The sequence below is a fragment of the Pseudomarimonas arenosa genome (genome assembly GCF_014841215.1).
Taxonomy (GTDB): Bacteria; Pseudomonadota; Gammaproteobacteria; order Xanthomonadales; family Xanthomonadaceae; genus Pseudomarimonas; species Pseudomarimonas arenosa.
In genome coordinates this window covers 166,807-179,855 of the sequence record NZ_JACYTR010000007.1, presented here as the reverse complement: position 1 = coordinate 179,855, position 13,049 = coordinate 166,807, and the positions used below count along the sequence as shown (strand labels likewise).

12 protein-coding genes are annotated in these 13,049 nt (G+C 64.6%); 7 read left to right on the top strand and 5 right to left on the bottom strand.

All coding sequences use genetic code 11. From position 1 onward, the window contains the following. A partial coding sequence (locus IFO71_RS21775) for a hypothetical protein (RefSeq protein WP_225444413.1) occupies positions 1-217 on the top strand: 217 nt, incomplete at its 5' end. Between the two features lie 118 nt (positions 218-335). Here IFO71_RS21775 and IFO71_RS05840 read toward each other — a convergent pair. Then, the gene (locus IFO71_RS05840) at positions 336-1,400 is read right to left on the bottom strand and encodes a BRCT domain-containing protein (RefSeq protein ID WP_192028598.1); all 1,065 of its coding nucleotides are present in this window, start codon (positions 1,398-1,400) and stop codon (positions 336-338) included. Between the two features lie 168 nt (positions 1,401-1,568). Here IFO71_RS05840 and IFO71_RS05835 point away from each other — a divergent pair, with 168 nt between their 5' ends. The 3 genes from IFO71_RS05835 (at position 1,569) to IFO71_RS05825 (ending at position 4,475) form a co-directional block, all read left to right on the top strand. Then, the gene (locus IFO71_RS05835; protein ID WP_192028597.1) at positions 1,569-2,141 is read left to right on the top strand and encodes a hypothetical protein; all 573 of its coding nucleotides are present in this window, start codon (positions 1,569-1,571) and stop codon (positions 2,139-2,141) included. Positions 2,142-2,229: 88 nt separating this feature from the next. Continuing rightward, complete coding sequence (locus IFO71_RS05830) at positions 2,230-2,922, top strand: hypothetical protein (protein ID WP_192028596.1); 693 nt, start codon at positions 2,230-2,232, stop codon at positions 2,920-2,922. 101 nt (positions 2,923-3,023) lie between these two features. Next, on the top strand, positions 3,024-4,475 hold the full coding sequence (locus IFO71_RS05825; RefSeq protein WP_192028595.1) for an ATP dependent DNA ligase: 1,452 nt from the start codon (positions 3,024-3,026) through the stop codon (positions 4,473-4,475). Between the two features lie 118 nt (positions 4,476-4,593). Here the strand turns inward: IFO71_RS05825 and IFO71_RS05820 are convergent, their stop codons facing one another. The 4 genes from IFO71_RS05820 to IFO71_RS05805 are packed head-to-tail and all read right to left on the bottom strand — an operon-like array spanning position 4,594 to position 8,264. Continuing rightward, positions 4,594-5,685: an ABC transporter permease gene (locus tag IFO71_RS05820; protein ID WP_192028594.1), complete on the bottom strand. Its 1,092-nt coding sequence runs from the start codon at positions 5,683-5,685 to the stop codon at positions 4,594-4,596. Further along, the gene (locus tag IFO71_RS05815) at positions 5,682-6,596 is read right to left on the bottom strand and encodes an ABC transporter ATP-binding protein (RefSeq protein WP_192028613.1); all 915 of its coding nucleotides are present in this window, start codon (positions 6,594-6,596) and stop codon (positions 5,682-5,684) included. The genes IFO71_RS05820 and IFO71_RS05815 overlap by 4 nt, the downstream gene beginning before the upstream one ends. Positions 6,597-6,613: 17 nt before the next feature. Then, positions 6,614-7,606 (bottom strand): HlyD family secretion protein, encoded by a 993-nt coding sequence (locus IFO71_RS05810; RefSeq protein WP_192028593.1) that lies wholly within the window; start codon positions 7,604-7,606, stop codon positions 6,614-6,616. Then, positions 7,599-8,264, bottom strand: coding sequence for a TetR/AcrR family transcriptional regulator (locus IFO71_RS05805; protein WP_192028592.1), 666 nt, complete (start codon positions 8,262-8,264; stop codon positions 7,599-7,601). The genes IFO71_RS05810 and IFO71_RS05805 overlap by 8 nt, the downstream gene beginning before the upstream one ends. Before the next feature lie 223 nt (positions 8,265-8,487). Between IFO71_RS05805 and IFO71_RS05800 the strand changes: the two genes are divergently transcribed. From IFO71_RS05800 to IFO71_RS05790, 3 genes are all read left to right on the top strand, one after another. Further along, complete coding sequence (locus IFO71_RS05800) at positions 8,488-8,898, top strand: BlaI/MecI/CopY family transcriptional regulator (RefSeq protein ID WP_192028591.1); 411 nt, start codon at positions 8,488-8,490, stop codon at positions 8,896-8,898. Further along, positions 8,895-11,564: a M56 family metallopeptidase gene (locus IFO71_RS05795; protein WP_192028590.1), complete on the top strand. Its 2,670-nt coding sequence runs from the start codon at positions 8,895-8,897 to the stop codon at positions 11,562-11,564. The genes IFO71_RS05800 and IFO71_RS05795 overlap by 4 nt, the downstream gene beginning before the upstream one ends. Positions 11,565-12,107: 543 nt before the next feature. Then, positions 12,108-13,043 carry an MBL fold metallo-hydrolase gene (locus IFO71_RS05790; protein ID WP_192028589.1) on the top strand — a complete coding sequence of 312 codons (936 nt, stop codon included), beginning with the start codon at positions 12,108-12,110 and terminating at the stop codon, positions 13,041-13,043. Positions 13,044-13,049 lie beyond the last annotated feature (6 nt).

Genomic DNA, 13,049 nt, shown 5'->3' with positions numbered 1-13,049 from the left:
GCTCGGTCGGCTGCTACGCAGCAACGGCTACTTCGTAGCCTGCGCCTTCGCTATGCTCGGTCGGCTGCTACGCAGCAACGGCTACTTCGTAGCCTGCGCCTTCGCTACGCTCGGTCGGCTGCTGTCGCAGCTACGCGAGACTGCGTCCCGATCTCGCCCAAGTGGGCCCACCACTTGGGCTCGTCGCGCCTTGCACTCGACGCAAAGTCCTCGGTGATCATCCGCGCCCCCTCATGAAATATCCGGGCTAAGACCGGGGTGCGCCTTGTGCAGAGCGTGACCGGTAAGCTGCCTCGACCCGCTCTTGTGAATCCCAAGTCTCGAATCCCGGCCCTTCACACATAAAAATCCTCCGGCACCGTCTCGGTCGGTCGCCAATCGAGTTCGCCGGCCTCGGCGGCCTTGAAGCGCAGGATGGTGTCGGCCAGCAGCTGCTTGACGTCGTCGCTGGTATCCGCGCGGCGGCGCGACTTCGAGGGCTTGGCAGCGCTTAGCCAGTCGCGGGCGGTGGCGGCGGACAGCTGCCCGCTTTGCACCAGGCCCAGCAGCAGGGCGAGCAGATGCTTGCAGACGGCGCCTTGCATGCCCATGCACCAGTCCAGCGATGAGTCGCAGCAGCTGAACTGGCCGTCGGCAGCCAAACGGGTGGAGTAGTAGTCGCTGAATCCGGTCTGGCTGCGAATGATGCCGCTGACCGCATCCTCGTGCACATCGGCGTAGAGCTGCATGCTGCTCGTTCGCAGCATATCGAGCGCGCGCTTGATGCGCCCAGAATCGCTGAGCGCCGGCAGGGCGGCGACCAGCTCCGCCAAGGGGCTAGCCTGGCTGGCACCGTCTGCAGCGGCGCCACCGAAGGCGACCAGCAAGTCCATGAACTGTGCTTCCTGCATCACCTGTAGTTTCGCTCCGGCAGCGCGCAGGCGCTCGGCGGCGGCAAGTGCGGCCGCCTTGCCCTTGGCGCGCCGTTCGCCAACCACCAGGAAGTCGAGCTCGGCATCGATCTGGTCGACGGCCTCGGCACCGATCGCGGCGGTGAGTGCGGCGGGGCCGGTGGCGCTGGCGCCGCGTCCGAAGTCCAGCTCGCCGCAGAAGCTAAAACGCTTGCCGGTCAGCGAAGGCCGCATCAGTTGGGCCAGGCCCGCTTCGTCGAGTATCTGTAGCTGGCCTTGCTGGGCCAGCGCTTCGGCCTTGCGTTGCAGCTCCGCCTTGCCCTTCATTCGTCCCTTGCCAATGACTGCGTAATCCAGGGGCGGGCTGAGATCGTGTTGCACCGAGCCTCCTCGGGCGCGAATCGTGGCCTCCGGCCCGGCAGGGTGAAATCGCGGCCAATGGCTGATGGTGCCGACGATCGCAAAGCGCCGCCCGCGAATGTCCTCAGCCTGGGAAAGCTCGATTTTCATGGGCATTTCAGCATCAGGAAAAGCGGCCAGGGTAGTTCAGCATGGCCGATGATGCCAGCCGGTGTCGGCGAGTCGGCCCAGGCTTGCTAACATCGCGCCACGGAATGCGGCGCAATCGTCAGGCCCGCGTCGTTTGCACGCATGGACAGTGAGCTAAAGGGATGAGACATGGCAAAGACACTCAACTTTCGCCTCGGTGAGCAAGTGCTGGGTTTCGAGTTGGGCAGCAAGGTCGACAAGCGTGCCTTGTACGGCTATGCCAAGCGCATCGCGGAGTTCGACGGCACCCAGCTGGTGCGTGGCCTGCTGCTCAGTGATGGCCGTCTGCTGCCTGCACAAAGCACCAGCTACGTGCGGGTGGATCCGGAGGGCTCGCCGATCGAAGAACCCAGCTTGAGCCTGGATGGTCAGCCGGCGGAGCTGAAGCCCAGTTCGTTCGACCAGGAAGCGCCGCTGGAGTCTGTGCCGCTGAGTCGCTTGTGCGCTTTCCAGGTGCGCGACGTCTACCCCCTGCAGGGTGCGGGACTGGCCAATGGGCTGTATCGCACCGAATTCAACTACCGCAAGAGTGCCCAGCCCAATGAGGCCTTGTTGCTGGTCCGCGATGATGCGCAGGCCTTCTTGCTGGTGGGGCAGATGAAACAGCCCGCCTTCATTGGCCTGGCGGTGAGCTACGACTTCTTCGACGCCGAGGGTGAGGCCGGCGAAGAAGAAGATTCGTTCGATTTTTCCATGGTGTAGCAGACTGCTGAGACTCTTTCAGCAGCCTGATATCGCCTGCTAGCGTGTCTCTGGGTGCCGCCGCACAACCAATACATAGAGTTTCCCCATGATCAACTTTCATCTCGATGTCAACGGCAAGTCGGCGCGTGTCGCCTTGCATGGGCTTCCGGCCGAGCGCCCGCGCACGCAGATCAAACAGTCGACTTCGACAGGCCCGATCCAGAGTCGACGGCTGGTGACCGGCGTGCGTGCGCAGGCGGCCGACCTCGGCTTTGAGGCACTGCGCGACGGCGATCCGGAGCTCGACTTCAGTCTGGCCGGTACGGCGATCGAGGCCGATGATGTCAGCACGGCGTTCTACGACCCGGCGGCGGCGGAGCCGAAGCCGATCGGTGACTTCAAGGACATCGATATCGTGTTCGATGCCGCGGGTGAGGAAAAGGCGCGGCGTCCACATCTGGTGCGGCGGCCGAACCTGGATGAATTGCATCCGGTCAAAGTGGTCAAACGCATGCCGCTCAATCAGGCCCTGATGAGCTTCTCCGTGCGCCAGGTGTATCAGGTCGCCCACGTCGACGGCCTTAGCTTCGAGTTCCTGCGTGACCTGGCCGGCGAATTGCACCGAACGCAGGAAGTCGCCCTGCTGGGCGCCGGAGCCAAGGCCAATCAGCCCCTGGTGGTGCGTGAGCATGGCAGCGCCTACCGCGGCTTCCTCAGCGGCGAAGTCAATGATCAAGGTCACTATCAGCTGTTGCTGCTGCTCAGCGATCAGGAGCTCAAGCTGCCCAGCGCTGAGTGAAGGCGCGCCGCGGCCCCAAGCCCTCGTCGAGGCTTCCTCTCATCAAACCCGCCGTGCGCAGAGCATAGTCGGAATCAAGCCAGATCCAGGAACCAATCAGCATGTTCAATCAGTCGAAACTGAGTTGGCGCGGTGACTACGGAATCGCCACCGGCGGCGCGGTCACCGACCACGTTCTGCTCAATGTGGCCAATGAGTTTGATCAGCAGGTCATGCGCAAGATTCAGGCACTGTCACCGGCCGACTTGCCACAGCGCTTTTCCGGCGACGATCCCGTGCTGGTGGCGCACAAGTACGATGGCGAAGGCGTGTTCGTCTACTTCGAACGCGGCAAGACCAGCTTCGCCTTCTCGGCGCCGGGCGGTCGGGTGCGGGTCGGCTTTCCGGCCCTGAAAGAACTGGAGGCCAAGTTGATCGAGGCCGGGGTCAACAAGGCCCTGCTGCGCTGCGAGCTGGCCCTGGCCGAGCCGGGCAGTGAGCGTCGCGGAGGGGTCAGTGAAGTGATTCGGCTGAGCTTTTCCGCCAGCGATGATGATCTGGCCAGACTCAAGCTGGTCGCCCTGGATGCGGTGATGCTGGATGGCCGCGATCTGCGTGCCCAGCAGTCGGCGTTCACTGAGACCTGGGACCTGCTGGAACGGCTGGTCGGCGCCGACGCCTCGGCGCGTGTGCATCGGATGGAGGCCAAGCAGCTGCCGGAGAAGGATGTCGCTGCCGAGTTCGCGCGCATCGTTGAAACCGGTGGTGAGGGCGTGGTGGTGCGCCGGCTGAATCGCGCCGATGCGTTCAAGATCAAGCCGCATCGCAGTATCGATGCCGTGGTGATCGGATTTGTCGAGGGCGAGTTCGAGGGCCAGTGGGGCGTGGCGTCCTTGTTGACCGGTCTCAGTTATCCCGAGGAAGGCACCGAAGCCTTGCTGCAAACCTTTGTGCGGGTTGGCTCTGGGCTGAAAGACGCGCAGCGCGTGGCCTTGCTCGATACCTTGCGGCCGCTGAAGCTGGCCGCACCCTTGCCGATGACCGACAGCTCCGGACGCACCGTGCAGTTCGTCAGGCCAACCCTGATCGCCGAGCTGCATGGTGAAGACCTGATCCAGGCCGAAGGCGGGCAGGAGCAACGCACCCAGGTGTTGTCATGGAACAGTGAAACCAAGAGCTATGAGTTCCTCGGCCTGGCACCCTGCGCGCGTCTGAGTTTCGCCCGCTTCGCCCGTTTGCGCGAAGACAAGGAGTGGCAGTCGGGCGGCGCCCGCATTGCCCAGATCGGCAGCGATGCCAGTCGGCCGCAGTTGCACCGGTCCAGCGGCGAAGCCAAGGTGCTGCGTCGCGAGGTCTACGGCAAAGGCGAGATGCTGCGCAAACTGGTGGTGTTGCACAAGGATGACGCTGATCTGGCGTTTCCGTATCTGATCTACTGGACCGACTACTCGGCGCGGCGCGCCGAGCCGCTCAAGGTCAGCCTGGATGTGGCGATCAACGAGGAACGCGCTCAGGTCCTGGCCGAGCAGCGATTGCAGCAAGGCCTGACCAAGGGCTTCGTGCGCCTGTTGTAGCTCTGCGGTTCAGCGCGCTAACCCGGATATTTCATGAGGGGCGCGGATGATCACCGAGGACTTTGCGTCGAGTGCAAGGCGCGACGATCTTTCGGCGCGACCTCATGAAATATCCGCGCTAATCGAGCCGCTTGCGGATACGCAGGGTCGAGGCAAGCAGAAAACCGGCGGCGAACAGGCCCAGGGCCAGCAACTCGTGGCGCAGTTCGCCGACCGTGGTGCCACGCAGCATGATGGCGCGGATCAGGCGTACGAAGTGGGTCAGCGGCAGGGCCTCGGCGATGATCTGTGCGGCCCGCGGCATGCCGGCAAAAGGAAACATGAAGCCGGATAGCAGGATCTGCGGCAGAAAGGTAAAGAAGGCCAGCTGCATGGCCTGAAACTGGGTGCGCGCCAGGGTCGACAGGAACACGCCCAGCGACAGGCTGGCCAGAATGAACACCGCCGCCACGATGTAGACATCGGCCAGACTGCCGCGAATCGGCACCTCGAACACGAAGCGCCCGAGCATCAAGACCAGGCTGACCTGGATCAGCCCGATCAGGATGAACGGCAACACCTTGCCCAGGGTCAGCTCCCAGGGGGACACCGGCGTGGCGATCAGTAGCTCCAGATTGCCGCGTTCGCGCTCGCGGACCAGGGCCACGGCGGTAAACAGCACCATGGTCATGGTCAGGATCACGCCGATCAGGGCCGGCACGGTATTCAGCGGCGCGCGCCGCTCCGGGTTGTAGCGATTGAGGATTTCGATCGGGCTCACTTGCTGGCGCCACTGGTCGGCGCGACCGACCGGGTAGGCCGCCAACTGACGCGCCGAGGCCTGCACTGCCTGATCCGAGCCATCGACGATGATCTGCAGCGCTGGCCGATCGCCCAGTTGCACCCGCCGGCTGAAGTCAGCTGGAATCACCACCGCCAGGCTGATCTCGCCAAGGCGCATCAGGGAGTTAAGGTGTTCCAGCGAGTACACCGGCTGCTGAAAGTCGACCACGCCGGTGGCGGCGAAGTCGGCGATCAGAGCGCGTGACTCACTGGTGTCGGCCAGGTCCAGGGTGGCCGCATGCAGGCCACGAACATCGAGATTGATGGCAAACCCAAACAGCAGCAGCTGCAGGGTAGGTATGCCGACGATCATGGCGAAGCTGAGCCGGTCGCGACGCAGCTGGCGCAGCTCTTTCAGAATGATGGCCCAGAGCCGGAACAGGTTCATTGCCGGGTCTCGCCTTTGGCGCGGGTGGCGGCGACAAACACGTCCTCCAGATTGGCCGGCGTGTTTGACCAGTCGAACTCGAAGCCTTCATTGCTCAGCGCGCTGCGCAGCTCGTCGCCGCTGCCACGCTCAGCCAGCACCCGCAGGTGAGAGCCGATCTGTGCCGTTCCCAACACTTCGTTGCGCTCAGTCAGCCAGGTCTCGGCCTCGCGCAGTCGAGTGCCGCTGAGGCTGAATACGTCGGCCGGCAGCTCACGGCACAGATCGGCCGGCGTGCCGTCGGCCACCAACCGGCCGCGCTCCAGGATGGCCAGGCGATGACAGCGTTCGGCCTCGTCCATGTAGTGAGTGGAGACCAGCAGGGTGACGCCGGCATCGGCCAGCTGAAACAGCTCGGCCCAGAAATCGCGTCGCGACTGCGGGTCGACCGCCGAGGTCGGCTCGTCGAGCAGCAACAACTCCGGCTGATGCAACAGGCAGCCGGCCAGGGCCAGACGCTGCTTCTGGCCACCTGACATGGTGCCGGCCAGTTGCCGCCGCAACTTGTCCAAGCGATAGCGTGACAGCGACTCTTCGATGCGCTGCTTGGCCAGGCGATATGACAGGCCGTGAATCGAGGCGAGGAACTGCAGGTTCTCGCTGACGGTCAGGTCTTCATACAGGGAGAACTTCTGCGTCATGTAGCCGATGCGCCGTTTCAATTCCTCGGCCTGTTCCGGCACTGGCAGGTCGAGCACACGGATCTGGCCCTCGCTGGGCCGCAACAGGCCACATAGCATGCGCAGGGTGGTTGACTTGCCCGAGCCATTGGGGCCGAGAAAGCCATACACCTCACCGCGTTTCACCGATAGATCGACGCCATCGACAGCGCGCAAGCTGCCGAAGTCGCGACTCAGGCCGCGCGCTTCGATGGTGTGCTCGGGCGAGTTCATGGCTGCGCCGCCGCTGTTGATCGCAGTGTCCGCAGTGGCAGGCCCGCCGGGAGCTGGCCGGCGGCCTCTTCGGTCAGATCGATCTCGGCCAGATAGACCAGGCGATCGGCATCGTCGCCGGAGAGGGCGTAGTACGGGGTAAAGCTCGGCTCGCTGGCCACCCAGCGCAGTCGTCCTTGCCAGGCCCGCTCCTGGCCACGGACGAACACCTGATAGGCTTCGCCAGGCTGCACCTGTTGTCGTTCCTGCATCGGCAGGAACACCCGTGCATGCGGGCGTCGGCCGACCTGCTGGGTAGCGATCACCGCATTGGCCGGAACTCGCTCGCCGACTTCAAACGGCACTGACTCGATCCGGCCATCGGCGGTGGCGATGAGCGTGAGCCGCTGCAGGTTGAGCCGCTTGAGTTCGGCATCGGCGCGGCTCAGCTTGAGCTGCGCCTGGGCCTGCCGCAGCTGCTCGTCGCGAGTGCCGGCCAGCAGTTCGTCCAGTCGCGCCTGCACGGCGCTGAGGTTGGCCTGCGCCTGCTCCAGCACGGCCTGTGCGCGATCCAGTTCCGCCATCGGCAGCAGCTTCTGCCGCGCCAGTTCCTGCACGCGATTGCGTTCGCGCTCGGCGTCGGCTTGACGCACTCGCGCGGCCTCGCGCTCGGCGCGCGCTGCGCGAAGGGTTTCCGAACGAGTGCCGTTGACCAACTCCTCAAGTCGTTGCTCGGCCGCCACCACACCGGCTTCCGCCGCCGCCAGGATGGCCTGCGCACGCCGGTCATCAAGGCGTGCGATTGGGTCGCCCTGGCTGACGCTGTCGCCTTCCATAACATGGAGTTCAATCAGTGTCTCGGCGCTATCGGCGCGCAGGTCGATGCGCGGATACTCCAGGGTGCCGCGCGCACCCGGCTCGGTGGGCGCCTGGCAGGCGACCAGCAGCAGGGCAATGGCGAGCAGACTCAGTGACTGGGCAACGCGGGCGATTGATCTGAACTTAGTCATGTGAAGTGCTCGCAGACGGCGTGAAGGCGGCCTCGATCAGGGCCAGCGTGTGTTGGCGCAGGCGCGCGCGATCGGGCGCTGCGGGGGAAAAGATCTGGCCCCACAGCGGCTCGGCCGCCAGGGGAAACAGGGTGAGTCCAATCAGCGACACCACCAGCAGACGTGGGTCCAACGCCGTGTTAAGGCGGCCCGCGGCCTGTGCGCTGGCGAAGCGTTCGGCCAAAGCGCGCGGTATCGAAGGCGCTACCCGCGACAGCATGACTTCACGCAGGGCGCCACCCTCGCTGAGCACTTCGCGCAACCACAGGCGCGGCAGCCAGGGATGTTGTTCGACCATAACAAACACAGCGTCGACAAAGGCACGGATTTGCGCTGCCGGCTGATTGTCATCGCCGCTCAGGGCCGCGCGCAGGGTGCTCAGCGCCGGCACCAGGCGCTGGTCGACCAGGGCTTGCAGCAGGCCCTGCTTGTCACCGAAGTGATAGTGCAGGCTGGCCGGTGTGACACCGGCATCCAGCGCCACCTGTTTTACCGTCACCGCCGCGGCGCCGTGCTCAACGACGCACCGCAGTCCTGCATCGAGCAGGGAGGTGCGGGCTTCGGTCTGCTGAAGGGAGGGTCGACCCGGGCGACGTTCGGCAGATGGTGGCGAGCTCATGCAATATATTAATTCATGCATCAATTAATTGGTCAACAGGTGAACTGCCAGCACATGGCGTGCATGTCAGGCTCCGATTCCTGGGCGACCATTAAATCAACGGCTTGGCCGCGGTCTTTCGCATGAACGAGGCCGAAACCGGCGATCAGCCATGACTTCCGACCTGTTGCGCTGCCCGACAAATACTTCTACAACTGTAGTACGACACTTGTAGAAGAACCCGATGTCCGATCTCGACAGCAGTCTGTCCGAACTCCAGCTCGACCTGATGCAGGTGCTATGGCGGCGTCGCCAGGCCACCGTCGCCGAAGTGGTCGAGGCGCTGAGTGAGCGCCGTGAGTTGGCCCACACCACGGTGGCGACCTTGCTCAGTCGCTTGGAGAAGCGCGGCCTGCTGGCGGCCGAGCGCGATGGCCGGCAGTTGGTCTATCGCCCCTTGGTGGCGGAACAGGTGGTTCAACGCTCGATGGTCAGCAGTCTGGTCGACAGCCTATTTGGCGGACGACCTGAGGCCTTGTTGGCGCATCTGGTGCGCGAACAGGACATCGATCGCGGCGATCTTGACGCTCTGGCCGAGCTGCTTAACGGCGACTTTGCTGGAGGCGACGGTGGACGCAAGGGGGGCGAGCGATGAATCTCCTGACCCGCGTGGCCGAAGCATGGATGGCCGGATGGCTCTATGGTGCTGGCTTGTTGTTGCTGGCCTTGCTGGCGCAGCGGCTGGGCTGGCTGCGCTCGCTGTGGCAACAGGAGCAGTCACTGCGCTGGCTGCTGTTTGCCCCCAGTCTGATCATGCTCCTGCATCTCAGCGGTTTGCCCGAACCGCTGCAGCAGTCGTGGCGCTCGGGACAACAGGCCCTGACTGTCTGGTGGCAGCAACGCGAAGTAGTTGCACCCATCAACCCGGAGGCGGCAGCCAATCGGCGCGCGCTACTGACCTTGGTCGCCCACCCGGCGAAGTCGGCGACGGTCGACTCGAGCATTTCCATGGCTGCGGCATCCACCCCGCTGGCCGCCGAATCGATTGCCGCGGCAGATGACGCAGGCACGTTTGCGTTGACGCCGCCGGCCGCGCCTGTGTCGACCCAGGCGCCCTCCGCCCCCTGGCAGCTGCACCTCCCGCTTTGGCTGGCCAGCGCGCTGGCAGCATTCCTGGTCAGCGCCTTGTTGCTGCGAACAGCGGCCGTTGCGCGGGCCTGGCGGCAGCAGGCCAAGCGGATTCAGCAGCAGCCGCTGTGGCCTGAGGACCGATTGAGTCAGGAGTTAAGGCTGATCAGCGATCGAAACGGCCTGCCCGCGCCGACCCTGCGTTGCGCCGCTGACGATGCCAGTCCGCATGCCTGGTCACCTTGCACCATCAGCCTGCCGCCATGGCTGCCGCGGGTGATGACCCTGCCGCAGCAGCGTGCCGCCTTGGCGCATGAGCTGGCCCATCTGCAGCGCGCCGACCCGCGCTGGCGCCTGGCCTATGCCCTACAGCGCGCGATCTTTCCCCTGCCGATGGCAAGCCGCCTGCACGCCGATCTTGATCAGCTGGCCGAGCGCGCCTGTGATGACTGGGCCGCAGAACAGGCCGGCAGTCGTCGCGTCATGGCCGAGTCTCTGGCCCGCTGCGCACAACATATCGTTTCGCCTGGCAGTGGTCTTGCCAGTGCCATGACCACGCGACGCTCGCCGGTGGTGGCGCGCGTTCAACACTTATTGAAGGAGCCGATGATGAAATCCGTGGCAAACCGTTGGCCTTTGAGCCTGCTGCTGCCGACTGCCGTGATCGCCAGCGCGATTCTGCTGCCCGGCATGGTGATCAGTGATCCGGCCTGGGCCGCTGGCGCATCGGCTACGCCGACAGCGCGCCATAGCCCAGCCGTGCCGCCCTCGCCAGAGCCGCCGCCAGCGCCAGAAGCGCCGCAGCCGCCGCAAGCCAATGCACGCCCGGCGCCACCGCCACCGCCACCCGCCGTGCCGACGCCGCGCCAAAGCCCAGCTGCGCCGCCCTCGCCCGAGCCGCCGCCAGCGCCCGAGCCGCCGCCAGCGCCAGAAGCGCCGCAGACGCCGCAGGCCAGTGCGCGCCCGGCGCTTCCGGCACCACCCGCTGTGCCGACGCCGCCAGCGCCGCCGGTCGCCCCCGCTCCGCCAGCCACAGCCAGCGTGGCGCACTTTGACTGGCTGTTCGGCGAGCGCACGGTGATTGAAATCGAGCGCCCCGGCTATGCCCTGGAGGCCAGGATCAAGGGTGACTTCAAACTGCAGGCCGACGAGTCGGACTTTGCGCAAATTGATGGTGATGTGGAGGTCGAGGAAACCCGCAACGGGCTGACTCGCGAACTGCAGCTGAGTCGCTCCGGCGGCGAGCTGCAGCGGCAGTACCGGGTCGATGGCAGGCCGGCAGACTTTGATTCGGCGGCCCAGGTCTGGTGGGCGAGTCTGGTCAAGCAGATGGCACGCGAAGGGCTGGTGTCGGCGCAGGATCGGGTCAGCAACCTGTTGACCCAGGGCGGCCCGGCTGCGGTGCTGGAGGAGATTGCCCAGGTCAATGCGCAACACGCTCGGGCCAGCCATCTGGTTGCCCTGTACCAGCAGGCCGAGCTGACCTTGGCCGACCTGAATGCCAGTCTGGGCCTGACCCAGCCCCTCGACAGCGACTACGAGTTGCGCAGCGTTCTGCAGACGGCCGCCAAGCATCAGCGCTTCGATCAGCAAGCGCTGATGCTGGCCTGTGCTCAGGCCGAGCGCATCGAGTCCGATTACGAGGCACGCGTGTTCCTCCAGGCCGCCGCCGAACAGTTGCCGGCTGACCGCGATAGCCTGTCGGCCTGGATCAAGGTGTACCGCGATGTTCAGTCGGACTATGAGGCGCGGGTGGCGTTGCAAAGCCTCATCGCCAACCCGGCGCTGCAAGGCCAGCTGTTGCAGCAGGCCTTGGTCGCCAGTGAAACGATAAGTTCAGATTACGAGCATCGCATGGCCCTGCAGACTCTGGCCCCGCGCATCAGGCAAGCGCCGGAGCTGGTGCGAATTTATGCGCGTGCAGTGGCCGATATCCAGTCCGACTACGAAGCACGCATGGCCATTACCGCCTTGATGGAGCAGGCCGACCTGCCCCCATCGGCCCTGATCGACCTGGTCGAAGCAGTTGACAGCATCGGTTCGGACTACGAGCGTCGACTGGCCCTGCAATCGATTGCCGAGCACAGCGCCAACGATGCGGCCTTGATCGAGCGAATCCGCCAATCTGCCAAGCCGCTAGGCACGCACGAGCGCGGCATGCTGGAGAAGACCCTGGATACGCTAAACGGTTGAAGCCTGTCTGCGGGAGTGGTGCTGACCCGGATATTTCATGAGGTCGCGCCGAAAGACCCGGCAATTCCAAGCGGGGCGAGAGTTTCGACCGATGGTGTTGAGAGAACAGAGTGTTGGCGATCTTTCGGCGCTGGCACGGCCCTCATTCGGCCGCTGCGCGGCTACGCAGGGCATTCGCCCTGAGGTCCTTTGTGGCGATTGCCGCGTTGTTCGGCTGCTACGCAGCAACGGCTACTTCGTAGCCTGCGCCTTCGCTACGCTCGGTCGGCTGCTACGCAGCAACGGCTACTTCGTAGCCTGCGCCTTCGCTACGCTCGGTCGGCTGCTGTCGCAGCTACGCGGGACTGCGTCCCGATCTCGCCCAAGTGGGTCCGCCACTTGGACTCGTCGCGCCTTGCACTCGGCGCAAAGTTCTCGGTGATCATCCGCACCCCCTCATGAAAGATCCGGGCTAGCATAGCGAGGTTCCTGGGTAGGGGCGCGGCGATGAGTGCAGCGGCCTTGCGATCGGGTCAGAATAGTGCTTTGAAGTCGAGGCCGACGATGACCCCCAGCGCCGATCTTGCTGTGCAGCGGGCTTGCGAACAGGTGCGTGCAGCGCAGGCGGAGCCGCGGCGCCAGCCAAATGTGCGGGCCTGGTTTGATGCCGACAGCAATACCGTGACCTATCGGGTGCGCGACCCGGCGAGCAAGGCTGCAGCGATTATCGACAGCGTGTTGGACTTCGATCCGGCAGCCGGGCGCACAGACACACGCTTGGCGCAGGCGGTCATGGAGTCCGTTCGCGCCGAAGACTTGCAGGTGGTGTGGCAACTGGAGACCCATGCACACGCCGATCATCTGTCCGCAGCGCCTTACCTCAAGCAGCAACTCGGCGGACAAATTGGCATTGGACTGCATATCACTGAGGTGCAATCGACCTTCGCGCGGGTGTTCAATGCCGAGCCTGAGTTCGCCACCGATGGGCGTCAGTTCGATCGGTTGTTTGACGACGGTGAAACGTTTCGTCTAGGCGGACTCGATGTCACGGTATTGCATGTGCCCGGACACACCCCGGCCTGCCTGGCCTATGTAATCGGCGACGCAGTCTTTGTCGGCGACACCCTGTTCATGCCTGACTATGGCACTGCGCGCTGTGATTTCCCGGGCGGCGATGCGGCTCGATTGTTCCGTTCGATACGCCGACTGCTGCAATTGCCTGACGCCACGCGGGTATTTCTCTGCCATGACTACAAGGCCGCGGGACGTGAGGATTTCGCCTGGGAAACCACCATCGGTGAGCAGCGGATGCATAACATACATGTTCACCAAGGGGTCAGCGAAGCGGATTTCGTCGCTATGCGCCAGGCCCGCGACCGCCAACTGTCGATGCCGCGGCTGATCCTGCCGGCGGTGCAGGTGAACATGCGGGCCGGGCACCTTCCTCCGGCCGAGGACAACGGCGTGCGCTATCTCAAGCTTCCGCTCAATCAGTTCTGAACGATG

Excerpts from the sequence above, each read along its gene's own strand:
- IFO71_RS05840 (WP_192028598.1), bottom strand. The coding sequence starts at position 1,400 with ATGAAAATCGAGCTTTCCCAGGCTGAGGACATTCGCGGGCGGCGCTTT.
- IFO71_RS05835 (WP_192028597.1), top strand. The coding sequence starts at position 1,569 with ATGGCAAAGACACTCAACTTTCGCCTCGGTGAGCAAGTGCTGGGTTTC.
- IFO71_RS05830 (WP_192028596.1), top strand. The coding sequence starts at position 2,230 with ATGATCAACTTTCATCTCGATGTCAACGGCAAGTCGGCGCGTGTCGCC.
- IFO71_RS05825 (WP_192028595.1), top strand. The coding sequence starts at position 3,024 with ATGTTCAATCAGTCGAAACTGAGTTGGCGCGGTGACTACGGAATCGCC.
- IFO71_RS05820 (WP_192028594.1), bottom strand. The coding sequence starts at position 5,685 with ATGAACCTGTTCCGGCTCTGGGCCATCATTCTGAAAGAGCTGCGCCAG.
- IFO71_RS05810 (WP_192028593.1), bottom strand. The coding sequence starts at position 7,606 with ATGACTAAGTTCAGATCAATCGCCCGCGTTGCCCAGTCACTGAGTCTG.
- IFO71_RS05805 (WP_192028592.1), bottom strand. The coding sequence starts at position 8,264 with ATGAGCTCGCCACCATCTGCCGAACGTCGCCCGGGTCGACCCTCCCTT.
- IFO71_RS05800 (WP_192028591.1), top strand. The coding sequence starts at position 8,488 with ATGTCCGATCTCGACAGCAGTCTGTCCGAACTCCAGCTCGACCTGATG.
- IFO71_RS05795 (WP_192028590.1), top strand. The coding sequence starts at position 8,895 with ATGAATCTCCTGACCCGCGTGGCCGAAGCATGGATGGCCGGATGGCTC.
- IFO71_RS05790 (WP_192028589.1), top strand. The coding sequence starts at position 12,108 with ATGACCCCCAGCGCCGATCTTGCTGTGCAGCGGGCTTGCGAACAGGTG.